We start from the raw sequence: 21,900 nt of genomic DNA on the forward strand, positions 1-21,900 counted from the left end.
CGACGACAGACAGGAGGCCGCCATGGCCATCGCCGTTCATAACACCGTCGCCGCCAGCGCCGACACGCATACCTCCGCCGGTTCCACCACCCTGCTCGACCGCCTGGTCCAACTGCTGAACGCCGCCGGGGACGGTGTGCGCCGGTCCCGCGCGCAGGATCGGCTCGGACGGCTCGACGACCGCACCCTGAAGGATATCGGGGTGCATCGCAGCGAGCTCAGCTCGATCCTGCATCACGACCTGAACGATCCGACCCGGCGAGCGCGCTGACCTTCACCCTGCCGCGAAGCTCCGGAACCGCCAGGACCAGGACGGCCAGGGCGACCAGCCCCTCGGCGGCGATGACCGTCAGCGCCTGCGAGCCGCCGATGCGGTCCGCCAGCCAGCCGACGTGCAGCACGCCGAGGGGCCCGGCGCCGATACAGACCGACAGCACGCCCATCAGCCGCGAGCGGATCGCCGGCGGCGCCTCGCCGAACATGATGGCGCTCTGCATCGAGGCGAATCCGGCGATTCCGACCCCGCCGACCGTCAGCACGACCAGCGCCACCCAGTAGTTCGTGGTGAGCGAGAACCCCAGCACGCCGGCCATGAACAGGGCGCTGCCGGTCAGGTAGATCGACCGGAACCGCGCCGGCCTCGCCAGGAACGCGATCGCCACGGCGCCCGCGAATGCGCCGACGCCCTCGACCGTCAGCAGCAGGCCGATCCGCACGGCGTCGACCTGGAAGGTCTCGCGCCCGACCACCGGCGCCATCGCGGCATACGGAAACCCGAACAGGTTGACGATCACCGTCACCCCGAGATGCCCGAGCAGGGCGCGGGTCCGCCGCAGATAGGCGAGCCCCTCGCGAATATCGGCGATCAGCGTGAACCGCCGCGGATCCTTCGGGACCGGCGTGAAACGGATCGAGATCGCGACCAGCGCCGACACGCCGTAGAACGCCGAGGCCACCGCGAAGGCCCCGCCGAGCCCGACCGCCGCATACAGCGCCCCGCCGGCCAGCGGCCCGACCATGCGGGTCGCATTGTTGGAGGCGGAATCCATCGACATCGCCGGGCCAAGGCGGTCGACCCCGACGCTCTCGCCCAGGATCGTCCGGCGCACCGGCAGGTCGGTCGACCAGCACAGGCCGTTGACGAAGGCGCCGACCGCGACATGCCAGAGCTCGACACCGCCGCTCGCCACCAGCACCGCCAGCAGCCCGCTGGTGGTCGCCATGGTGGCCTGGGCGACCACCAGGATGGCCTTGCGGTCCAGCCGCTCGGCGACCGCGCCGATGACGCTGCCGAACAGCGCCATGGGCAGCTGCCGCAGCAGGGTCATCAGGGCGACCAGGACCGGCGACTCGGTAAGGGCGTAGGTCCACACCCCGATCGCCAGCAGTTCCAGCCAGCGCATCGCGCCCTGCAGGACTCCCACGCTCCAGAGCTTGCGGAACTCGGCTTCGGCGATCAGGGAAAGCGGGCCGCGCCCCCGACTTCCCGGATCGCCGTCGCCGGCGACGCCGGTCACTGCGGACGGCTCATGCGATGTCGCCCGCCCGGCGCAGCATCGCCAGCGCCTCGCCGAACGCCGCGACCGTCGCGTCGATCTCGGCCGGCCCGTGGGTTGCCGACAGCAGGCCGCCGCACATCGGGTTCAGGTCGACGCCGTTGACCAGCATGGCCAGCCGCAGCTTGCGGATCAGCTCCTTCGGCCGGTCCTTCATCCTGGTGGCCGGGATCGCCAGCGGGTCGAAGGCGAACGGGTCCTCGACCGGACGGTCGGCCTGCACGAACAGGTGGAACAGCGAGAAGTCGCCGTAGACCGCCCACGGCACCCCGCGGTCCTTCAGGGTGGCGTTCAGCCCCTCGCGCAGGGCGGCGCCGGAGGCGTTGGCGCGGTCGCAGGCGCCGGTCTCGGACAGGATCCGCAGCGCGGTCGCGCCGGCCGCCGCCGACACCGGGTTGGCGTTGAAGGTGCCGGGATGGCCGATCTTCACGCGGTTGCGGGACTCCGCGACATCGAAGTCCAGGCCGTCCAGCACGTCGCGACGGCCGCCGACCGCCCCGCCCGGCATGCCGCCGGCCAGGATCTTGGCGAAGGCCGAGAGGTCGGGCCGGATCCCGAACACCTGCTGGGCGCCGCCCGGAGCCAGCCGGAAGCCGGTGACCACCTCGTCCATGATCAGCAGGATGCCGCGCTTCGCGGTCTCGTCGCGCAGGGCCCGCAGGAAATCCGGATCCAGCGCGGTGTAGCCGGTGGAGCCGCCGGTCGGCTCGACGATGGCGGCGGCGATGTCGTCATCGGCGTTCAGCAGGGCCCGCAGCCCCTCCAGGTCGTTCGGGTCGGCCAGCACCGCGTTCTCGGCGATCCCCGCCAGCACGCCGGGCGCCGCCGAGCCGTCGAACTGCGATGCCACGCCGTGGGTCATGTGGTCGTGCCAGCCGTGGAAATGCGTGCGGAACCGGACGATCTTCGACTTGCCGGTGAAGTCGCGGGCCAGCCGCAGCGCCATGTGGGTCGCCTCGGTGCCGGACGAAGTGAAACGCACGCGCTCGACCGACGGCACCAGCTTCATGACCTGTTCCGCCCAGCGCACCTCCAGCGGATGGTTGGCGCCGAACTGAGTGCCGATCGCCATCGCCTCGGCGGCCGCCTGCGTCACCTCCGGATGCGCATGCCCGAGCAGCAGGGCGCCGTGGCCGCCGAAATAGTCGACATACTCGTTGCCGTCGACGTCCCACTTCCGGGGGCCGGCGCCGCGCTCGATGTACACGCCATAGGGCTTGAGGTGGCGGGCGTCGTGGGTGATGCCGCTCGGGAACCGGGTCCTGGCCTCGGCCGCGAGGGCAGCGGAGCCGGGGGTGCGCTCGCGGAATGCCGCCTCGATCGGGGAATTGGACAGCGCGGCGTCGGTCGAATCGGGCATGGCGGGCTCCTCAGTCGGCGGCGGCGGACGACCGCAGGCCGTCCATGTAGCGGGAGAGCTTCGGTCCGACATCTTCGGCCAGCCGGGCGAAGGACCGCATCCACAGATCGTGCATACCTTCCATGTCGTGGCCGGTCACCATCAGCGTGCCGAAGTCGCCGATCTCGTCGCGGAACGCCACCAGCCGGTCCAGCACGGTGGCGGCCGAGCCGGCGATCACGAACTCGCGGGCGGTCTTCTCGGCACCGGCGCGCGCGGCCGGCCAGTCGATGTCCTTCGACAGGTCGCCGCCGGCCATCCGGCCGTGGACGTTGAGGTAGGTGTAGTAGCGGGTGAACACCCCGTCCGGGTCGGCCAGGATATCCTCGGCCTGGGCGTCGCTGTCGGTCACCAGCACGCTGCGGCCGACCCGCCAGAGCGACGGGTCCGCGCGCCGGCCCACGGCCTCGGCGCCGGCCGCGTAGGTCGGCCAATGGGTGGCGATGTCGGCGGCCGGGATGAAGTTGCCGGACACCGGGATCCAGCCGCGCCTGCCGGCCTCGGTCGCGGTGTAGGAGTTGGCGCTGCGCAGCGACACCGCGATCGGCGGATACGGCTTCTGGTAGGGCCGGATCAGCCGGCCGACGCCCAGCTCCGGGATGATCCGGTCCTCCAGGCTGACCTGGAAATGGGTGCCGTCGTGGCGGAACGGCGGATCCTCGGTCCACAGCTTCAGGATCAGCTCGATCGATTCGACCATAGCCATGCCGCGCTTGCGGCCGTCCAGGTTGCCGAAGATCTCCCAGTCGCAGGACAGCCCGCCGGAGCCGATGCCGAAGATCGTCCGGCCGCGCGACAGGTGGTCGAACAGGGCGACGTGGCCGGCCACCACCACCGGATGCTGCTGCGGCAGCGAGATCACCCCGGTGCCGAACACGATGCGCTCGGTCTCGGCGATCAGCGACGCGTTGAACAGCAGTGGCGAGGTCACCGGCTCGCCGGTCGAGGTGTAGTGCTCGCCCATCCAGGCCTCGGCATAGCCCAGGCGGTCGGCCAGCTTGACGAGGTCGCGGTCCTCCTCGAGGACCATGGTCAGGTCGCGCGCCGGTGGGTGCAGCGGCATCAGGAACAGGCCGAGCGAAACCATCAATATCCTCCCGAGGTCCGCGCGGACGCTAGCACCGGCGGACGCTCGCCCGAAAGCCGGCGCGCGAAATCACACCGATGCCGATTGCGACGGGCTCACGGCTTGGTCGCCCGCGGGAAGGTCGGCGCCACAAGGATCTCGTGGATGCTGGTGCGAGGATGCATGCGGGCCGCGAACAGCACCGCCTCGGCGATGTCCTCGGGCTGGATCAGCTTCTCCAGTTCCTCGGGCGTGAGCTTGACCGGACGGCGGTCGAGGATCGGCGTCGCCACCTCGCCCGGGCAGATCGCGCAGGCCCGGATGCCGTTGGCGCCTTCCTGCATGTTCACCTGGGCGCTGATCGACATCACCGCGTGCTTGGAGGCGCCGTAGGCGACGCCGGCGACCTGCGAGTAGAACCGGCCGGCCCATGACGAGGTGATGACGATCAGCCCGTCGCCCTGGCGGCGCATCGCCGGCAGCACCGCGGCCACGCCGTTGTAGACGCCCTTCACGTTGGCATCGATCACCGCGTCCCAGCCGTCCAGCACCGAGCGGTCGGCGATCGCGTCGCTCCAGTTGCGCGGCGTCAGGTTGGTGCCTGCATTCGCGAACATCACGTCGATCCGGCCGTGGGTCCGGTCGATGGCCGCCGCGGCGTCGAACACCGCGTCGCGGTCGGCGACGTCCAGCGCGACGACCTCGGCCCGGCCGCCGGTGCTCCGGATGGTCGCGGCCGCGGCCTCCAGCGGCTCGGCCCGGCGGCCCGACAGGACCACCGTCATGCCGGCCAGTGCCAGCAGCCGCGCGGTGGCTTCGCCGATGCCGGTCCCGGCCCCGGTGATCCAGACGACTTTTCCGTCGAGCGTGCGCATGGACGTGGCTCCCTGGCTGACCGATACTGATGGACCTTCCCACGAGCTTACGCCCATGTCCCCCTCCGTCGACACCCTGACTGCCAGGCTCAGGGCGCGCCTCACGCCCTACCTCGAACGGTGGGACGAACTGCCGGCGAACGCCCGGGGTTCGGTCTGGATGGTCGTCAGCTCGCTGGTGTTCGCGGTGATGGCCACCTGCATCAAGCTGCTCGGCCAGGATCTTCCGGTCGTGGAGATCCTGCTGTTCCGGCAGTTGTTCGTGCTGCTGTTCGTGTCGCCGGCGATCTTCCGGGGCTTTCCGGCGGTGCTCAGGACCACCCGCCGGCACCTGCATTTCACCCGCTCGCTGCTGGCCTTCGTCGCCATGACCGCCGGGTTCACCGCCCTGGTCCACCTGCCACTGGCCGAGGCGACCGCGATCAGCTTCGCGCGCACCCTGTTCACCACCATGCTGGCCGTGGCGTTCCTGCACGAAGTGGTCGGCTGGCGGCGCTGGAGCGCCACCCTGGTCGGCTTCGTCGGGGTGCTGGTGATCGTCCGCCCCTCGCCTGACAACCTGAACGAATACGCCCTGCTGGGGCTGCTGTCGGCCTGCTTCGTGGCGGCCCTGCAGATCGCGCTGCGCACCCTCGCCCGCACCGAGCGGCCGATCACCATCATGACCTACCAGAACGTCACCCTGAGCGTGCTGCTGGCCGGACCGGCCGCCTATTTCTGGGTAACGCCGAGCTGGCAGCAGGTCGCCGCGCTGGCGGCCGTCGGCTGCCTGATGTCGGTGGTGCAGTGGACGATGATCAAGGCCTACGGTGCCGGCGACGCCTCGGCGATCGCGCCGATGGAGTACGGCCGCATCGTGTTCGCCACCATCGCCGGCATCCTGGTGTTCTCGGAGGTGCCGACGGTCTACACCGCGATCGGTGCCACGCTGATCATCGGCAGCACGCTCTACACCATGCGCCGCAACGCCGCGAAGCAGCAGTCCCCGGACGCCGCGCCGCCCGGATGAAGGCGTGCATGCGGCCGATCGCGTGAATCGCCATGGTGCGACGGCCCCGGACATCGTAGGACTCGCCCGTCGATATTGTCCGAACGGAGGGAGTTCATGGCGCTGGGCGCAGGGGTCGCGGAGGGTGATTTCTGGAGGCGGGCCGGAAGGTTCGTCGAGAGCGGGCCCGCACAATGGTTTATCACCGCGCTGATCGTCGTCAACGCGGCGATCCTCGGCCTCGAGACCTCGCAGACCGTGATGGCGGCTGTCGGGCCGGCGCTGCTCCTCGTCGACAATGTCATCCTGGCGGTGTTCGTGGTCGAGTTGGTCCTCCGGATCGGCTATCGCCGGCTGGCGTTCTTCCGCGACGGCTGGAGCGTGTTCGATTTCGCCGTGGTCGGCATCGCGCTCGCGCCGGTCACGCCCGGCCTCTCGGTGCTGCGGGCGCTCCGCGTCCTCCGGGTGCTGCGGCTGATCACCGTGATGCCGAAGCTGAAGATGGTGGTCCGCGCGCTGCTGTCCTCGCTGCCGGGGCTCGGCTCGATCGCGTTGCTGCAGGCCTTGATCTTCTATGTCGCCGCGGTGATCGCCACCAAGCTGTTCGCCGCCGATTTCCCGGACTGGTTCGGCAGCATCGGGCAATCGCTGTACACGCTGTTCCAGGTCATGACCCTGGAGAGCTGGTCGATGGGCATCGTGCGACCGGTGATGGAGGTCTATCCCTATGCCTGGGCGTTCTTCGTCCCGTTCATCCTGATCGCCACCTTCACCATGCTGAACCTGTTCATCGCCGTCATCGTCAGCGCCATGCAGGCGATCCAGCACGACGAGACCGAGGCGGTGACCCAAGAGATCAGGACCGCGACCCACGACGAGACCGAGACCATCCTCGGCGAACTGAAGCGCCTGCGCGCCGAGGTCGAGGCCCTGCGCGACGGCATGACCGCGAGTGGGAGGCCGGCGGCGGGCGACTGACGCCGCCCGGAAGGTCCGCTCAGCGCACCCGGCGGGGCTTGCGGAACAGGGCGCGCAGCATGCCGCGGTCGGCCTTGCCGGTGCGCCCGGCGGGCAGCGCCGGCAGAACCTGGATCCGGCTCGGCGCCTTGTATTTCTCGATGCGCTCGGCGACCCAGCTCCGCAGCGCCTCGGGATCGAGCTCGACCCCCGGGCGCGCCACCACCCCGGCCGCGACCGCCTCGCCGGTCGCCTGGTCGGGGATGCCCGTCACCAGCACCGCCGCCACCCCGGGATGCGTCGCCAGGGCGTCCTCGACCTCGCGCGGGGCGACCTTCAGGCCGCCCTTGTTGATCATCTCGGAGGCCCGGCCGACCAGCGCCAGGCGGCCGTCGTCGCGGCGCGACACCAGGTCGCCGGTCCGGAAGTAGCCGTCCTCGTCGAACGCGGCGGCGATCCGCTCCGGGTCCTGCAGGTAGCCGGCCATGCCCCAGGGCGAGCGGATCCGCAGTTCGCCGTCGTCGGCGACCCGGACATCGATGCCGCGGGCCGGCCGGCCGAGCGACCCGGCGGCCGCGTCGTAGTCGTCCGGGTCGACGAAGAAGTCCGAGGTGCCGGTCTCCGTCAGGCCGTAGATGTCGCCCAGCCGGGCCGCCGGCCAGGCCTCGCGCAGGCGGCCGCCCAGGCCGGCGGGCAGGCGCTCGCCGCCGGCCAGAACGGTGCCGGGAAACGCCGGGGCATCGGTCTCGACCAGGGCCCGCAGCAGGGTCGGCACCGCCGGCAGCCGGTCGACCCCGCCGGCCGCCAGCCGGCGCGCCACCGCCTCCAGGGTCAGCCGTTCCGGTATCACCAGGGTGCCGCCGGTCAGCAGGGTCAGCCAGGCCACCCATTGCCCGAAGCTGAAGGTGAGCTGCAGCGCCAGCAGGGTCCGCGCCCCTTCCGGCCAGGCGGTCTCGTCGCGGATCGCCACCAGCTTGGCGGCCTGGCGGTCGCCGCGCAGGACCACGCCCTTCGGCGCCCCGGTCGAGCCCGAGGTGAACACCACGGTCGCGGCCCCGTCGTACAGCGGCGACGGCCCGAGCAGGTCGAGCATCTGCCGGCGCCGGACCTCCGGCGTCGCGCGGTGGATCGGGACCGCCACCCCGCCGGCCCGGTACACCGCCAGCAGGTCGATCACGTCGGTCGGCCGGTTGTCGACCTCGACCGGCACCGGCGCGAACCGACGCAGCCCCTCGGCCCGCAGGGTCCGGGCGCCGAGTTCCGCCTCTTCGACGATCCGGCTGGCGGTCAGGTTTTCGTCCTGCCCCTCGATCACCACCGCGTCGCCGCGACGGGCGAGCGCGTCGAATAGCGCTTCGGCAAGCGGTGTCATGCTGCATCCCAACGAGACAAGCCGCCCCTGGCGGCGCTACCGTCAGGCTACGGGAGGACGAAACCGGCATACAAGGACGAGACCGTGGACCAGACGATTCTCTACGAGACCCGGGGTCCGGTCGCACTGATCACCCTGAACCGGCCGGACCGTCTGAACGCCCTCGACCAGCCGATGCTGGATGGCCTGCAGGCAGCCTGCGACCGCGCCGAGGCCGACGAGGCGGTCGGCGCCGTGGTGCTGACCGGCGCCGGCAAGGCGTTCTCCTCGGGTTTCGACCTGCAGGCGCAGGCGGCGGCGACGCCCGAGGGCGTGGACCAGTGGCGGCCGGTCCTGCGCCGCGACTTCGATGCTACCATGCGGTTCTGGCATCTCTCGAAGCCGACGGTCGCCGCGGTGCACGGCCCGGCCCTGGCCGGCGCCTGCGAGATGGCGATGGCCTGCGACATCACCGTGGCGTCCGAGGACGCGGTGTTCGGCGAACCGGAACTGAAGTTCGGCGCAGGCATTGTCGTCATGCTGCTGCCGTGGATCGTCGGGCCGAAACGCGCCAAGGAAATCATCCTGCTCGGGCTGGACCGGATCGGCGCCGAGGAGGCCCGGGCCATGGGTCTGGTCAACCGGGTGGTCGCGAACGGGCGCGACGTCGAGGAGGCGCTGGCGCTGGCGCGCCGCATGGCCGGCATGGATCGCGTGCTGGTCAAGGAGACCAAGCGGGCGATCAACAGGACCTACGACCTGATGGGAATGGGGGCAGCCCTGGAAGCGGCGCTGGACATCGATACATTAATCGAGGGACAAGGCATGCCCACGAAGCGACGCTTCCTAGAAATCGCGCGGGCGGACGGACTGCGGGCGGCACTGGCCTGGCGGGAAGCCCGTGCCGCGGACTCCGAGGAACGGGAAGCGGGCGGGCTGGAACAGGGGCGCGGAAGACCACATGTACCGGGCGCCTGATAGCGAGAGGAGACGCCAAACATGGCCAAGGCGATGTTCGCGGCCGGATGCTTCTGGGGCGTGGAGGAAATCTTCCGCAAGGTCCCGGGCGTGACCGACGTCGCCGTCGGATACAGCGGGGGCTCGGCGTCGAGTCCCACCGACGACGACGTGCGAACGGGCCGGACCGGGCATGCCGAGGTGGTTCTGATCGAATTCGACCAGCGCAAGGTCGACTACGACGAACTCCTCGAAGTGTTCTGGGAGAGCCACGACCCGACCCAGGTCAACCGTCAGGGCGCCGACGTCGGCAGCCAGTACCGCTCGGCGATCTTCACCTTCGACGCCGATCAGGAAGCGGTCGCGCGCGAGTCCAAGCACGGGCACGACGCCTCCGGGCGCTATGCCCGGCCGATCGCCACCGAGATCCTGCCGGCCGGGCCGTTCTGGCGAGCCGCGGAGTTTCACCAGCGCTATCATGCCAAGCGCCAGGCCGCCCTGGCGGACGAAACCGCGCACTGATCCGGATACAGGCGAACCACGAGGAGACAGATCATGGCGAAGATCGCCCTGGTGACGGGGGGCTCGCGCGGCATCGGCGCGGCGACCTGCCGGCTGCTGGCGCGCGACGGCTGGGACGTCGCCGTGAACTACCGCAGCGACGCGCCGGCCGCCGAGGCGGTGGTGGCCGAAGTGACCGCGGCCGGTCGCAAGGCGATCGCGGTGCAGGGCGACGTCGGCAACGAGGCCGACGTGATCCGGCTGTTCGAGACCACCGAGCGCGCGCTCGGCCCGGTCGACGGCCTGGTGAACAGCGCCGGGGTGATCGGCCCCAAGGGCCGCGTCGACGCGCTGACCGCCGACGCCATCGAGGCGCTGCTGCGCACCAACGTCATCGGCTCGATCATGACCTGCCGCGAGGCGGTGAAGCGCATGTCGACGAAGCACGGCGGCAAGGGCGGGGCGATCGTCAACGTGTCGTCCGGCTCCGCCTATATCGGCAATCCCGGCACCGGCGTGCTCTACGCGATCTCCAAGGGTGCGGTGAACTCCCTGCACATCGGCCTCAGCCAGGAGGTCGGCGGCGAGGGCATCCGGGTGAACGCGGTATCGCCCGGCATGACCGCGACCGACATGGTCACCGAGGAAGCAATCCGCAAGGCAATGCCGAACATCCCGATGGGCCGCGCCGGCGAGCCCGAGGAGATCGCCGAAGCGATCGTCTGGCTGCTGGGCGACAAGGCGAGCTACGTCGCCGGCGCCAACATCCGGGTCGCCGGCGGACGGCCGTAGGGCGGCGGTCAGGCCGGCAGCAGGGCCCGCAGCCGGTCGGCCAGCCCGGCCGGAAGCGGCACCGGGCCGCCGCGCCCGCGGCTGACGCAGACGCTGCGGGTCAGCGCCACCGCCGCGCAGCCGGCACCGGCGAACAGTCCATAGCCCAGGGTGAACGAGGTCCGGCCGACCCGCAGGGGTGCTACCTCGACCGTCACGTCCTGCGGGTACATCAGGGACCGGACGTAGCGGACCGTGACCTCGGCGATCGGCCAGGACAGGTCGTCCGGATCCCCGGTCAGGTCCGCCATCGACGCCCTGAACCCGAGCCGGGCCTCTTCCAGATAGGCGAGATAGGCCGCGTGATTGACGTGGCCGTTGGTGTCCAGGTCGGCGTAGCGCACCGCCACAGTGGTCCGGTAGCGGTCGGCCCGGGAGTCCCGAAGGGCGTCGAGGTCGGCGTCATGCATTGCGGCCATCCCGCTCCATGTCCGGACCGGGTCCCTACCCGAGCGCCGCCTCCAGCTCGGCCAGCAGGTCGTCGCAATCCTCGATGCCGACCGACAGCCGGACCAGGCCGTCGGAGATGCCGAGCGCCTCGCGGATCTCCTTCGGCACGCTGGCGTGGGTCATGATCGCCGGGTGCTCGATCAGGCTCTCGACGCCGCCCAGCGACTCCGCGAGCGCGAACAGCTCGCAGCGCTCCAGGAACCGCCGGGCGTCGTCCAGCCCGCCCTTCAGGACCGCCGTCACCATGCCGCCGAAGCCGCGCATCTGGCGCTTCGCCAGTTCGTGCTGCGGGTGGCTCTCGAGACCCGGGTAGTAGACCTTCTCGACCCTGGGATGGGCCTCCAGGAACTCGGCGATGCGCTGGGCGTTGGCGCAGTGCCGCTCCATCCGTACCGGCAGGGTCTTCAGCGCCCGCAGCACCAGGAAGCTGTCGAACGGCCCCGGCACCGAGCCGACGGCGTTCTGCAGGAACGCCAGCTTGTCGCGGATGTTGTCGCGGTCCTCGGCAACCACCGCCACGCCGCCGACCACGTCGGAATGGCCGTTCAGGTACTTGGTGGTCGAGTGCATGACGATGTCGAAGCCGTGGTCCAGCGGCCGCTGGACGTAGGGCGAGCAGAAGGTGTTGTCGCACACGCTGATCAGGTTGCGCTTCCTGGCGATCTTCGCGATCGCCTCCAGGTCCACCATCTTCAGCAGCGGGTTGGTCGGGCTCTCGACCCAGACCATCTTCGTATTGTCCTGGATCGCCGCCTCGAAGGCCGCCGGGTCGGACAGGTCGACGAAGCTGAACTGCAGGCCGGCCGAGCGTCGCCGGACGTTCTCGAACAGCCGGTAGGAGCCGCCGTACAGGTCGTCCATGGCGATCACGTGGTCGCCGGAATCCAGCAGTTCCAGCAAGGTGCCGATGGCGGCCAGGCCGCTGGAGAACGCGAAGCCGGCCGCACCGTTCTCCAGGTCGGCGATGCAGGCCTCGAGCGCAAACCGGGTCGGGTTCTGGCTGCGCGAGTACTCGAAGCCCTTGTGCACGCCCGGGCTCTCCTGGACGTAGGTCGAGGTCGCGTAGATCGGCGTCATGATCGCACCGGTGGTCGGATCCGGCTTCTGGCCGGCGTGGATCGCCCGGGTCGAGAAGCCGGGCCGGTTGCGCGTGGTCGCCATGGGTGTCTCCGGTGTGAAGGTCAGCCGAGCTTGCGGCGCAGATGGTTGATCAGGTCGACCTTGGTGACCATGCCGAGGAATCGGCCGTCGCCGTCCTCCACGATCGCCACCTTGTCGGCCTTGAACAGCGGCAGCAGCGCCGTGGTGTCGGCGCTCGCCGGCAGCACGTCGAGCCGGCTGGTCATGTGCCGGTCGACGGTGTCCCGGAAGCAGTCGGCGCATTCGTGGACCGCCATCAGCAGATCCTCCTCGTCGAGCAGCCCGACGATCCGGTCGCCGTCCATCACCGGCAGCTGCGAGACGTCGTTGGCCCGCATCCGGTTGTAGGCAGTGTTGATGGTGTCCTTGGGGCCGACCGTCACCACCCGGCCCTCGTCGGCGCGACGCACGATCAGGTCGCGCAGATCGCCGGCGGCCGGCCGGTCCAGCAGCCCCTGGTCGGCCAGCCAGGCGCTGTCATACGCCTTCGACAGGTACTTGTTGCCGGTGTCGCACACGAAGGTGACGACGTTCAACGGCTCGTTCTGCCGCCGGCACCAGCGCAGCGCGCCGGCCAGCAAGGTACCGGTCGAGGTGCCGGCCAGGATGCCCTCGGTGCGCAGCAGTTCGTTGACCGCCGCGAACGCCTCCCTGTCGGTCACCGTGACGCCCTCGTCGATCACCGACAGGTCCAGGTTCGGCGGGATGAAGTCCTCGCCGATACCCTCGACCAGCCAGGAACCGTCCTCGTACTTCACCTGGCCGGTCTCGACGGCGCCGGCGACCACCGAGCCGTCGGGGTCGGCGACCACCACCTTGAGCTTCGGGTTCATCGACTTCAGGAACCGGCCGGTGCCGGAGATCGTGCCGCCGGAGCCGACGCCGGCCACCAGGGCGTCGACCCTGCCGTCCATCTGCGCCCAGATCTCCGGGCCGGTGGTGGTCTCGTGCGCCAGCGGGTTGGCCGGGTTGTCGAACTGGCTGGCCCAGAACGCCCCCGGCGTCTCCTGGACGATCCGCTCGGCCATGTCCTGGTAGTATTCGGGGTGGCCCTTGGGGACGTCGGAACGGGTCAGCCGGACCTCGGCGCCGAGCGCGCGCAGGTGGCGGATCTTGTCGGGGCTCATCTTGTCGGGGATCACCAGCACCAGCCGGTAGCCCTTCTGGGCCGCCACCAGCGCCAGGCCGAGCCCGGTGTTGCCGGCGGTCGCCTCGACGATGGTGCCGCCAGGCTGCAGCCGGCCCTCCCTCTCGGCCGCCTCGACGATGGCGAGGCCGATGCGGTCCTTGATCGAGCCGGCCGGGTTCTGGTTCTCCAGCTTGACGAACAGCCGGCACGGGCCGGCGTCCAGCCGCGTCAGTTCGAGCATCGGCGTGTTGCCGATCATCTGGAGGACGGAACTCGCAGTGGCCATGACCGTCTCCGGCGCGGCTGTCTCGGGACCGGGGATATGGGGATGCAATCCCGCCGCTAAAGGGAAGCTGCCGCGCGACAGCCGTTCCTTACGGCGAACGCCGATGGCCCCGGCTACTCCAGGATCCGGTATGCCAGCGACAATACCTGGTGCAGCGGCTCGTATTTCAGGTGCCTGCTGCCGTGCCGGTCGGTGATCGACCGCCACACCTCGGTGGCGTGGTCCAGCCGGGACAGGGCGTCGCCGAGCTCGCCGAAGATGTCGGACGCGTTGCCGAGGAAACTGATGAACGGCCCCGGGCTCTGCTTGTCGATGAACAGCTTGCGATAGGCGTCGTTGTATTCCTCGAGCCGGCTTCGTGCCTTGCGCCAGCGGTCGCGCAGCAGCCCGCGGGTGGCGTCGCGCACGTCGAGGACGATCTTCCGGTTGGCGGTCGGGATCAGGTCGATCGGCTCGGCCCCGCTGCCCAGCCACTCCGCGAACCGGCGGATCTGCGATTCGAGGGTCGCCATCCGGTAGTCGTAGTAGATCACGCCCTTCCAGGCGTGCAGGGCGATCGGCGCCTCGTCGCGGTCCAACTCCATCGCCTTGATGATCGGGGCCAGGGTGTCCATGTCCTTGGCATCCCAGAGCTTCTCGACCAGCTGGCGCAGCCGCGCCTGGGCCCGGGCGGCGTCCAGCCCGGCATAGGCGAACTCGACGATCGGCCGGAACCGCGCCATCACGTGCTCGCGGATCCGGGTCCATTCCTCCTGGGTGATCTCGAAATAGCCCGGATGCGGGGTGATCGCCTCGGCCATCAGCCGGTCCTTCAGCAGGAACGGGTCGAGCGACGGCAGGTTGTCGAGGATCTGGATGATATCGCGGTCGCGGATATAGTCCTCGACGCCGCGCTTGCGGTCAAAGCCGGCCTGGAAGGCCAGCGCGTTGTCGAAGTTGGGATCGCCGACGAAGATCGACTTGCCGCCCTCGTAGGCGTTGGTCTCGTTGAAGGCGAAGTACAGCTTGGTGCCGATCCGGTTCGAGCGGCCCTCCAGGTACTGGCCGTCACGGATCGCCTGCTTGATGAAGATGATCCGGTGCAGCTCCGGATGCCGGAACAGGAACTCGTCCGGACCGGCGCCGGAGTCCTGGACCAACCTGTGCAGCCGATCCGCGTGGTAGACGCGTGACGATCCGGCATTGAGCTCGGTCGCGAGGTGCTGGGCGGCGAGTTTGTCCCAGTCGACGAGCTTCTTGGAGTCGAGCATGTGCGACCGAATCAGTTTGGCATTTTCCTGACATTAGCACGCTGCTCGCGCAACCGAATCCGCAATAGCGACCCGGCCACGGATCCCTTCCGTTGCCGGTGCCGGGATTACCCGCGCTTCCCGGCGGGGCCGGACCTCAACTGGCCCGGACCCTCGCTATGAACGTGTCGACCTCACCGGCCAGGCGCTGGGCGTCGCGTGCCAGCCCGCCAGAAGCCTCCAGGACCTGGCTTGCAGCGGCACCCGTGGCGCGTGAAGCCTCGCTCAGACCGCTGGTGTTTCGCGACACCTCCTCGGTTCCGCTCGAGGCCTCCTGGACGTTGCGCGAGATCTCATTGGTCGCGGCGTTCTGCTGCTCGACCGCCGCCGCGATCGAGGCGGCGTTCTCGTTGATCTCGGAGATGGTCTGCGCGATCCCGCGGATCGAACCGGCCGCCTCTCCGGTGGCGGACTGGATGCCGGAGATCTGCTCGGAGATCTCGCTCGTCGCCTGGCCGACCTGGGTGGCCAGCGACTTCACCTCGGAGGCCACGACCGCGAAGCCCTTGCCCGCCTCGCCGGCGCGCGCCGCCTCGATGGTGGCATTGAGCGCCAGCAGGTTGGTCTGCGCGGCGATGTCCTGGATCATCGATATCACGTCGCCGATCCGCTGCGCGGCCTCGACCAGGCCCTCGACCTGGCGGTTGGTCGCCTCGGCCCGCTCGACGGCGGCCGAGGCGATGCGTCGGGACTCGCCGGCCTGCCGTCCGATCTCGGAGATCGAGGCCGAGAGTTCCTCGGATGCGGTCGCCACGGTCTGGACGTTGCTGGATGCCTCGCTCGCGGCGGCCGCCACCGCGGCGGCCTGGGCATTCGCCTGCTCGGCGGTGGCCGACATCGATCCGGCGGTCGACTGCAGCTCCTCCGCGGCGCCGGTCACCGCTCCGACGACGGCCTTGACGCTGGCCTCGAAACCGTCGGCCAGTTCGCTCATGGTCCGCCGCTTTTCCGATTCGGCACGCTCGGCCGCCTGCTTCTGCTCGACCTCCAGGCGCTGGACCTCGCGGGCGTTCTGCCGGAACACCTCGACGGAGCGGGCCATGGCCGCGATCTCGTCGCCGCCGTCGCCGCTCGGCAACTCGATGTCGAGGTTGCCGCCCGCGAGGTCGCGCATACCGTCGGTCAGAACCCGGATCGGGCCGACCACCCGCCGCAGAACGATCCAGAATGCCAGCACGGTCAGCACCATCGCGGCAGCGAGGATCGCGCCGCTGACCGCCATCGCCGACACGCTGTCGCCTTTCGACTGATAGGCCAGGCGCTCGGTAGCGTCGCTGGCCGCCTTTACGAGCGCCTGCAGGGAATCGGCACCTGCGCTGGCCTCCGTCGCCCAGGTTCCGGAGTCTATCGGATAGACCGGTCCGCGCGATCCGGCTGCATACACCTGCTCGCGCACCTGCTCGAACTTGCCGAAGAACACCTCGCGGACGACGTCGGCAGCTGCCGCGATCTCCGGCTCGACCAGGCCTTTCGACAGATAGTCCTCGACCTCCGACCAAGCGTGTTCGACATGGCCTCGCAGGTCTGCCAGGCGTCGAAGCATTTCCGGGGACATGGCGTTTCCGGCCGACACCAGACCGCCAACCAGCGTCCGCTCGTGGCCGGCGTACTCGGTAATGGTCCAGACTGCCTGCTTCACGCCCTGCGACAACTGAATACGGATCTGGAGCGCGTCCGGGAGATACTGCGAGACCATGCGCAGTCGCTGCGATGCCTCGATGACCTCGCCGATCGTCGGCCCCCAGGCCTTGGTCGCCTCCGGAGGTCGGCCGAACTTCGGCTTGCCGAGATCTTCGTCAACCTTCGCGCGCAGATCTCGAAGCGCTAGATGAGCCGCCTGAAGCGCCTCGACCTTTTCACCCCGCCCCGATGCACCCGGAACCGCAGAGACCTGAGAAAGCGCTCTCGCCATCGCCGCGTCGGCGGCGCTACGGCGCTCGTCGATCGCGGCCCGGGTGGCATCGTCCGGCGCATTCCATCCGTCGAGCGCCTGGGCCGTCGCGTCGCGTTCGGCGGCCCAGTCGCCGCTGGCGGTCTGGAGCAGATCCGCAATCCGGTTTCCGTCGACAATCCGTCCGGATTGCTGCAGTTCCTTCCAGGACTGCAGGCTGGCCATTCCAGCCAGCAGCACCACGGACATCGACAGCAGCCCCATGACGGCCATTAGGCCGGCACGAATCGTGAAATTCAGCTTGAGCATCCCCGTCCCCCAACACTTCCTACGCACATTCGAACGGCGCGCAGCAGAGAGAAGCATCGAGGCAAAGTCTTAAATATTTACTTTCAACAACAACCGATACTGGTTGTTCTGGTGTCTATATCTACACCTTCGGGTTCCCGGAGGCGCACGTCTACCGGGGATCCAGCGCTAGGCCATCCAGGCCTCGATCAGCTGCGGGCCGGGCTCGGCGATCGCCCGGGCCAGCGCGTCGTTGAAGGTCTCGGCACTGTCGACCCGGACGCCCGGGACGCCCATGCCCTTGGCCAGCGCCACCCAGTCGAGTTCGGGCCGGTCGAGGGTGAGCATGTCGATCGCCTTGCGGCCGGGGTTCTCGGCGCCGACGTTGGTCAGTTCGTGCCGCAGGATCGCATAGGAGCGGTTGGCGAAGATGATGTTCACCACGTTGCAGCCCTCGCGCGCCTGGGTCCAGAGCGCCTGCAGCGTGTACATGCCGGAGCCGTCGCCCTCGGTGCAGATCACCTTGCGGTCCGGGCAGGCGATCGCGGCCCCGGTGGCGTAGGGCAGGCCGAGGCCGATCGACCCGCCGGTCAGCGCCAGCCAGTCGTGCGGCGCCGAGCCGACAGTGAACGGCATGAATCCGCGTCCGGCGGTGACGCTCTCGTCGGCGATAATGGCGTTCTCCGGAATCAGCCGCCCGAGCGCCTGGGCCACCGCTTCGGGTGTCAGCGCGCCGGTCGCGAATTCCGGCCGCTTGCTGTCCTGGATCGCCGGCCTGGCGCTCCAGGCGTCGAGTTCGTCGCACAGCGCCGAAAGCACCGCGTGGTGGTCGTCGCCGATGTCGGCGAGCCGGTGGACGGCGCACCCCTCGGGGATCAGCACGCTCGGCTTGTTCGGGTAGGCGAAGAACGCCACCGGCACCTTGGCCCCCAGCAGGACGATATGCTCGACCGAGGCGAGTTGCTTCAGCGCGATGTCGACCGGGTACTGGATGCGCTCGATCGCCACCCGGCCGGCGCCACGCTGCCAGCGGCCGTTGGAGGTCTGGCAGGACAGCCGGCAGCCGGTCTTGGCGGCGATCTTCCCGGCGATCTCAAGGGTGTCGGCGCGCAGCACCCGGCCCGACATGTGGATCAGGGTCTCGCGGCCGGAGGTCAGGGCCTTGGCGGCCTCCCGCACGGCGTCCGGATCGGGCCCCGGCAACGGTGCCGCGGCGATCGCCGCGGCCGGGCCGTCGGACTCGTCCCAGGCGGTGTTGGCCGGCAGGATCAGGGTGGCGATCTGGCCCGGAGGGCCCATCGAGGCGGCAACCGCAGCGGCGCCGTCGGCGGCCACGTCCCTGGCGCTGCGCGAGGTCTTCACCCAGCCCGACACCGGGCGGGCGATGCCCTCGATGTCGGCGGTCAGCGGCGCGTCGTACTCGATGTGATAGGTGGCGTGCTCGCCGACGATGTTGACGATCGGGGTGAACGCCTTCTTGGCGTTGTGCAGGTTGGCGATGCCGTTGCCGAGGCCGGGGCCGAGGTGCAGCAGCGTCGAGGCCGGCTTGTCGGCCATCCGGCCGTAGCCGTCGGCCATGCCTGTGACGACGCCTTCGAACAGGCCGAGCACGCAGCGCATGCCGTCGACCCGGTCGAGTGCCGCGACGAAATGCATCTCCGAGGTGCCGGGGTTGGTGAAGCAGACGTCGACGCCGGACGCGACCAGCGTGCGCACGAGGGATTCCGCGCCGTTCATGAGATTCGCCCTGGAAGCTGAGAGTTCAGACCCGCCGATCATGGACGGACATGGCGGGCGGAACAAGACCGCGCGCTTGCCAAGCGGCGGCCCGACCGGGCCTCATGCCGAAAACCAGTTCGGGGGAAGATGCCGTGACCGATGCCGACCTGCCGATCATCGACGCGCACCATCATTTCTGGGACCTCGGCCACGACCGCTACCCATGGCTCGAGGAGCATGTGATCCCGTTCCGCTACGGCGACTATGCCTCGCTCCGCCGGCACAGCTACCTGGTGGAGGATTTCCGCCGCGACCACGGCAGCCACAACGTCGTGAAGTCGATCCACATGGAGGCTGAATGGGATCCGCGCGACCCGGTGGCCGAGACCCGCTGGCTGCATGAACTGCACGACCGCACCGGCTGGCCGCACGCCTGCGTCGGCCAGGCGTGGTTCGGGCGCGAAGACATCGCCGGCGTGCTGGCCGGCCACGCCGGGTTCCCGCTGGTCCGCTCGGTCCGGCAGAAGCCGGCGGCCGCGAAATCGCCCGACGCCTTCGTCGCCGGCGCGCCCGGCTCGATGGCGGACCCGGCGTTCAGGGCCGGCTACGGCCTGCTGGCCCGGCACGGCCTGCACTACGACCTGCAGACGCCCTGGTGGCACCTGGGCGAGGCCGCCGACCTGGCACGCGACTTCCCCGACACCCTGATCGTCCTGAACCACACCGGCCTGCCGTCCGACCGATCCGCCGCCGGGATGGACGGCTGGCGTGAGGCGATGGCGGCGTTCGCGGCGCAGCCGAACACAGCCGTGAAGATCTCCGGCATCGGCCTGCCGGGGCAGCCCTGGACGCCGGCGGCGCAATCCGGCGTGGTGCTCGACACGATCAGGCTGTTCGGTCCCGACCGCTGCATGGTCGCCAGCAACTTCCCGGTCGACTCGCTGTGCGCGAGCTACGACGAGATCTTCGCCGGCCTGAAGGCGATCACCGCCGGCCTGCCGCCGGCCGACCGCCGCGCCGTCTTCCATGACACCGCGGACCGGGTCTACCGCCCAGTGTGAGGCCTGGCGCTCGGAAGGGCCGCCCGTCGCCCGGTGGGTTCCGGATCCGCTCCGCCTGCGGCGGCTCGGTCCGGAATGACGTCAGGAAGGGGGTTGCCGCAGTATACGCCCCCTTTGACGTCATTCCGGACGGGCGCGCCGGCGACGGCGCGCCCGTCCGGAACCCACCCGCCGCGGCAAGGGCAATGCCCCCTCAGTTCAGCAGGGTCTGCGGCAGCCAGGTGATGACCTCCGGCCAGATCATGAACACCGCGACCGTGATGAAGTCGGCGACCACGAACGGCCCGACGCCGCGGAACACCGTGGCGATCGGGATGTCGGGCCGGACCGCCGACACCACGAAGCAGTTGAGGCCGATCGGCGGCGTGACCAGGCAGACCTCGGCCATCTTCACGACGATGATGCCGAACCAGATCGAGTCGTAGCCGAGCGCCATCACCGCCGGGTACACGACCGGCAGGGTCAGCAGCAGCATCCCGATCGCATCCATGAAGCAGCCCAGGATCGCGTAGGCGATCAGGATGCAGACCATCACCACCCAGGGCTCGAACGGCAGCGACACGATGAAGTTCGTGAAGTGCTCGGGCAGCCCGGCGAAGCCGAGGAACCGCACGAACGCCAGCACGCCCCAGATCAGGCTGAAGATCATCACCGTGAGCTTGGCGGTGTCGAGCAGCGACTCCCGCAGCGCCGGCCACCGCATGCCCTTCATCATCGCCATGACGAACACGACGAACGCCCCCAGCGCGCCGGCCTCGGTCGGGGTCGCCCAGCCGAAATACATCGCGCTGAAGATGATGATGACCACCGCGATCACCGGGAAGGTGCCCGGGATCGCCTTGACGCGATCGCTCCAGGTATAGCCGTGGATGGCCGGGCCGACCTTCGGGTCGGCCTTGGCCCAGATCAGGATGATGCCGACATAGATCAGCGCCGAGACCACGCCCGGGATGAAGCCGGCGAGCAGCAGCTGCCCGACCGATTCCTCGACGATGATCGCGTAGATCACCAGGATGGCGCTCGGCGGGATCAGGGTCGCGAGCGTACCGCCGGCGGCCACGACGCCGGCCGCGATGCTCTTCGAGTATCCGGCCGACAGCATCTCCGGGATGGCGACGCGGGCGAACACCGCCGCCGTCGCCGTCGAGGCGCCCGACACCGCCGCAAACCCGGCGGTCGCCATGACCGAGGCGACGGCGAGCCCGCCCGGCAGCCAGCCGAGCCACTTGCGCGCCGCGTCGAACAGCGCCTGGGTGATGCCGGCGTGGAATGCGAGGTAGCCGATCAGGATGAACATCGGCAGCACGGACAGGGTGTAGGTGACCGACTTCGAATGCGGGATCGTGCCGATCATCCCCGCGCCGGCATCCCAGCCGATGATCGCGACCAGGCCGACGAAGCCGACGGTCGCCGCGGCGATGTAGACGCGGACGCCGATGACCACCATCACCAGCAGGGCGATGACTCCGATGATACCGATAGTGTCGTTGCTGAGCTCGGTCACGCGCCGGCCCTCCCCTTGGAACCGTCGTCCTTGTCGTCGATCGCGCCGGCCTCGGCCGCCTCCTCCTTCGCGAGCTCACGGATGTCGGCGATCAGCGGGACCGCGACGGGCTCGACCTCGGGATGCAGGAACAGGCGCAGGTAGCCGATCAGGTTCAGCAGCTGCCGCACGAACAGCAACGCGAACGCGGCGGGAATCAGCATCTTCGACGGCCACCAGGGGATCTGCGCGTCGATCGTCGAGTCGCCGTACTCGTAGGCCCGCATCGCGTGCTCCCAGCCGTACCAGATCAGGACGGCCATCAGGAGCAGGCCCAGGACCTGTCCGGCGATTTCGGCAAGCCACAAGGGCCGCCCGCGCAGCTTGCCGACCAGCAGCTCCATGCGGACGTGCCCGCCCATGCGCTCGCAGTAGGCGATGGCCAGAAACGCGAACACCGCGATCGACATCTCGATCGCGTCGATATAGCCGAAGATCGGAAAGTTGAAGACCGTCCGGCCGACGATCTGGCAGACGCCGACCAGCATCAGCCCGAAGATGAAGATTGCCGACGCCAGGGCGGTGAAGCGTTCGGCCGCGTGCAGGGCGCGGTCGAGCCGGGCGATCATCTGCCCGCCCGACGCCGCCTGGTCGGGCGTCAGGTCAAGGGGCTGGGTCATGTC

At 69.6% G+C, this 21,900-nt stretch carries 20 protein-coding genes; 7 read left to right on the forward strand and 13 right to left on the reverse strand.

Going from position 1 to position 21,900, the window contains the following annotated elements:
* Positions 1-22 precede the first annotated feature (22 nt).
* Positions 23-271 (forward strand): DUF1127 domain-containing protein, encoded by a 249-nt coding sequence (locus tag RIC31_RS14455; RefSeq protein WP_350108765.1) that lies wholly within the window; start codon positions 23-25, stop codon positions 269-271.
* Here the strand turns inward: RIC31_RS14455 and RIC31_RS14460 are convergent.
* The 4 genes from RIC31_RS14460 to RIC31_RS14475 form a co-directional block, all read right to left on the reverse strand.
* Positions 219-1,517: an MFS transporter gene (locus tag RIC31_RS14460; RefSeq protein ID WP_350108768.1), complete on the reverse strand. Its 1,299-nt coding sequence runs from the start codon at positions 1,515-1,517 to the stop codon at positions 219-221. The genes RIC31_RS14455 and RIC31_RS14460 overlap by 53 nt on opposite strands.
* A gap of 10 nt (positions 1,518-1,527) precedes the next feature.
* Positions 1,528-2,916, reverse strand: coding sequence for an aspartate aminotransferase family protein (locus RIC31_RS14465; protein WP_350108772.1), 1,389 nt, complete (start codon positions 2,914-2,916; stop codon positions 1,528-1,530).
* 10 nt (positions 2,917-2,926) lie between these two features.
* On the reverse strand, positions 2,927-4,042 hold the full coding sequence (locus tag RIC31_RS14470) for an LLM class flavin-dependent oxidoreductase (RefSeq protein ID WP_350108775.1): 1,116 nt from the start codon (positions 4,040-4,042) through the stop codon (positions 2,927-2,929).
* Positions 4,043-4,137: 95 nt separating this feature from the next.
* Positions 4,138-4,896, reverse strand: coding sequence for an SDR family oxidoreductase (locus tag RIC31_RS14475; protein WP_350108779.1), 759 nt, complete (start codon positions 4,894-4,896; stop codon positions 4,138-4,140).
* 55 nt (positions 4,897-4,951) lie between these two features.
* On the opposite strand from RIC31_RS14475, the gene RIC31_RS14480 reads away from it, so the two are divergent.
* Together RIC31_RS14480 and RIC31_RS14485 are read left to right on the forward strand one after the other, a co-directional pair.
* A complete protein-coding gene (locus tag RIC31_RS14480) occupies positions 4,952-5,905 on the forward strand; it encodes a DMT family transporter (protein WP_350108782.1) in 954 nt (317 codons plus the stop codon).
* 96 nt (positions 5,906-6,001) lie between these two features.
* Positions 6,002-6,862 carry an ion transporter gene (locus RIC31_RS14485; RefSeq protein ID WP_350108785.1) on the forward strand — a complete coding sequence of 287 codons (861 nt, stop codon included), beginning with the start codon at positions 6,002-6,004 and terminating at the stop codon, positions 6,860-6,862.
* 19 nt (positions 6,863-6,881) lie between these two features.
* On the opposite strand, the gene RIC31_RS14490 is transcribed toward RIC31_RS14485, so the two are convergent.
* Positions 6,882-8,213 (reverse strand): class I adenylate-forming enzyme family protein, encoded by a 1,332-nt coding sequence (locus RIC31_RS14490; protein WP_350108789.1) that lies wholly within the window; start codon positions 8,211-8,213, stop codon positions 6,882-6,884.
* Positions 8,214-8,297: 84 nt separating this feature from the next.
* On the opposite strand from RIC31_RS14490, the gene RIC31_RS14495 reads away from it, so the two are divergent.
* The 3 genes from RIC31_RS14495 to RIC31_RS14505 are packed head-to-tail and all read left to right on the forward strand — an operon-like array spanning position 8,298 to position 10,442.
* Positions 8,298-9,170 carry an enoyl-CoA hydratase/isomerase family protein gene (locus tag RIC31_RS14495; protein WP_350108792.1) on the forward strand — a complete coding sequence of 291 codons (873 nt, stop codon included), beginning with the start codon at positions 8,298-8,300 and terminating at the stop codon, positions 9,168-9,170.
* A 21-nt stretch (positions 9,171-9,191) separates the two neighbouring features.
* Positions 9,192-9,671 carry a peptide-methionine (S)-S-oxide reductase MsrA gene (msrA, locus tag RIC31_RS14500; protein WP_350108795.1) on the forward strand — a complete coding sequence of 160 codons (480 nt, stop codon included), beginning with the start codon at positions 9,192-9,194 and terminating at the stop codon, positions 9,669-9,671.
* A gap of 33 nt (positions 9,672-9,704) precedes the next feature.
* Entirely contained in the window at positions 9,705-10,442 is a 738-nt protein-coding gene (locus RIC31_RS14505; protein ID WP_350108798.1) for an SDR family oxidoreductase, read from the forward strand.
* Positions 10,443-10,450: 8 nt separating this feature from the next.
* Here RIC31_RS14505 and RIC31_RS14510 read toward each other — a convergent pair whose 3' ends face one another.
* From RIC31_RS14510 to RIC31_RS14535, 6 genes are all read right to left on the reverse strand, one after another.
* Positions 10,451-10,891 (reverse strand): acyl-CoA thioesterase, encoded by a 441-nt coding sequence (locus RIC31_RS14510; RefSeq protein WP_350108801.1) that lies wholly within the window; start codon positions 10,889-10,891, stop codon positions 10,451-10,453.
* Between the two features lie 34 nt (positions 10,892-10,925).
* Positions 10,926-12,092 (reverse strand): cystathionine gamma-synthase, encoded by a 1,167-nt coding sequence (locus RIC31_RS14515; protein ID WP_350108804.1) that lies wholly within the window; start codon positions 12,090-12,092, stop codon positions 10,926-10,928.
* A 20-nt stretch (positions 12,093-12,112) separates the two neighbouring features.
* Positions 12,113-13,486 (reverse strand): pyridoxal-phosphate dependent enzyme, encoded by a 1,374-nt coding sequence (locus RIC31_RS14520; protein WP_350108807.1) that lies wholly within the window; start codon positions 13,484-13,486, stop codon positions 12,113-12,115.
* Between the two features lie 113 nt (positions 13,487-13,599).
* The gene (locus RIC31_RS14525; RefSeq protein ID WP_350108810.1) at positions 13,600-14,736 is read right to left on the reverse strand and encodes a hypothetical protein; all 1,137 of its coding nucleotides are present in this window, start codon (positions 14,734-14,736) and stop codon (positions 13,600-13,602) included.
* 136 nt (positions 14,737-14,872) lie between these two features.
* Positions 14,873-17,032 (reverse strand): methyl-accepting chemotaxis protein, encoded by a 2,160-nt coding sequence (locus RIC31_RS14530; protein WP_350108813.1) that lies wholly within the window; start codon positions 17,030-17,032, stop codon positions 14,873-14,875.
* Positions 17,033-17,143: 111 nt separating this feature from the next.
* Complete coding sequence (locus tag RIC31_RS14535; protein WP_350108816.1) at positions 17,144-18,733, reverse strand: acetolactate synthase large subunit; 1,590 nt, start codon at positions 18,731-18,733, stop codon at positions 17,144-17,146.
* A gap of 92 nt (positions 18,734-18,825) precedes the next feature.
* Here RIC31_RS14535 and RIC31_RS14540 point away from each other — a divergent pair, with 92 nt between their 5' ends.
* Entirely contained in the window at positions 18,826-19,734 is a 909-nt protein-coding gene (locus RIC31_RS14540; protein ID WP_350108819.1) for an amidohydrolase family protein, read from the forward strand.
* 193 nt (positions 19,735-19,927) lie between these two features.
* On the opposite strand, the gene RIC31_RS14545 is transcribed toward RIC31_RS14540, so the two are convergent.
* Together RIC31_RS14545 and RIC31_RS14550 are read right to left on the reverse strand one after the other, a co-directional pair.
* The gene (locus RIC31_RS14545; protein WP_350108823.1) at positions 19,928-21,238 is read right to left on the reverse strand and encodes a TRAP transporter large permease; all 1,311 of its coding nucleotides are present in this window, start codon (positions 21,236-21,238) and stop codon (positions 19,928-19,930) included.
* Positions 21,235-21,897 (reverse strand): TRAP transporter small permease subunit, encoded by a 663-nt coding sequence (locus RIC31_RS14550; RefSeq protein ID WP_350108826.1) that lies wholly within the window; start codon positions 21,895-21,897, stop codon positions 21,235-21,237. The genes RIC31_RS14545 and RIC31_RS14550 overlap by 4 nt, the downstream gene beginning before the upstream one ends.
* Positions 21,898-21,900 lie beyond the last annotated feature (3 nt).

This window comes from Thalassobaculum sp., assembly GCF_040219615.1.
Taxonomy (GTDB): Bacteria; Pseudomonadota; Alphaproteobacteria; order Thalassobaculales; family Thalassobaculaceae; genus Thalassobaculum_A.

What these genes read in the sequence shown, in the direction of transcription:
- RIC31_RS14465 (WP_350108772.1), bottom strand. Translation starts at nt 2,916, where the DNA reads ATGCCCGATTCGACCGACGCCGCGCTGTCCAATTCCCCGATCGAGGCG.
- RIC31_RS14515 (WP_350108804.1), bottom strand. Translation starts at nt 12,092, where the DNA reads ATGGCGACCACGCGCAACCGGCCCGGCTTCTCGACCCGGGCGATCCAC.
- RIC31_RS14550 (WP_350108826.1), bottom strand. Translation starts at nt 21,897, where the DNA reads ATGACCCAGCCCCTTGACCTGACGCCCGACCAGGCGGCGTCGGGCGGG.
- RIC31_RS14480 (WP_350108782.1), top strand. Translation starts at nt 4,952, where the DNA reads ATGTCCCCCTCCGTCGACACCCTGACTGCCAGGCTCAGGGCGCGCCTC.
- RIC31_RS14525 (WP_350108810.1), bottom strand. Translation starts at nt 14,736, where the DNA reads ATGCTCGACTCCAAGAAGCTCGTCGACTGGGACAAACTCGCCGCCCAG.
- RIC31_RS14530 (WP_350108813.1), bottom strand. Translation starts at nt 17,032, where the DNA reads ATGCTTCTCTCTGCTGCGCGCCGTTCGAATGTGCGTAGGAAGTGTTGG.
- RIC31_RS14520 (WP_350108807.1), bottom strand. Translation starts at nt 13,486, where the DNA reads ATGGCCACTGCGAGTTCCGTCCTCCAGATGATCGGCAACACGCCGATG.
- RIC31_RS14455 (WP_350108765.1), top strand. Translation starts at nt 23, where the DNA reads ATGGCCATCGCCGTTCATAACACCGTCGCCGCCAGCGCCGACACGCAT.
- RIC31_RS14485 (WP_350108785.1), top strand. Translation starts at nt 6,002, where the DNA reads ATGGCGCTGGGCGCAGGGGTCGCGGAGGGTGATTTCTGGAGGCGGGCC.
- RIC31_RS14475 (WP_350108779.1), bottom strand. Translation starts at nt 4,896, where the DNA reads ATGCGCACGCTCGACGGAAAAGTCGTCTGGATCACCGGGGCCGGGACC.
- RIC31_RS14510 (WP_350108801.1), bottom strand. Translation starts at nt 10,891, where the DNA reads ATGCATGACGCCGACCTCGACGCCCTTCGGGACTCCCGGGCCGACCGC.
- RIC31_RS14535 (WP_350108816.1), bottom strand. Translation starts at nt 18,733, where the DNA reads ATGATCGGCGGGTCTGAACTCTCAGCTTCCAGGGCGAATCTCATGAAC.
- msrA (WP_350108795.1), top strand. Translation starts at nt 9,192, where the DNA reads ATGGCCAAGGCGATGTTCGCGGCCGGATGCTTCTGGGGCGTGGAGGAA.
- RIC31_RS14505 (WP_350108798.1), top strand. Translation starts at nt 9,705, where the DNA reads ATGGCGAAGATCGCCCTGGTGACGGGGGGCTCGCGCGGCATCGGCGCG.
- RIC31_RS14470 (WP_350108775.1), bottom strand. Translation starts at nt 4,042, where the DNA reads ATGGTTTCGCTCGGCCTGTTCCTGATGCCGCTGCACCCACCGGCGCGC.
- RIC31_RS14490 (WP_350108789.1), bottom strand. Translation starts at nt 8,213, where the DNA reads ATGACACCGCTTGCCGAAGCGCTATTCGACGCGCTCGCCCGTCGCGGC.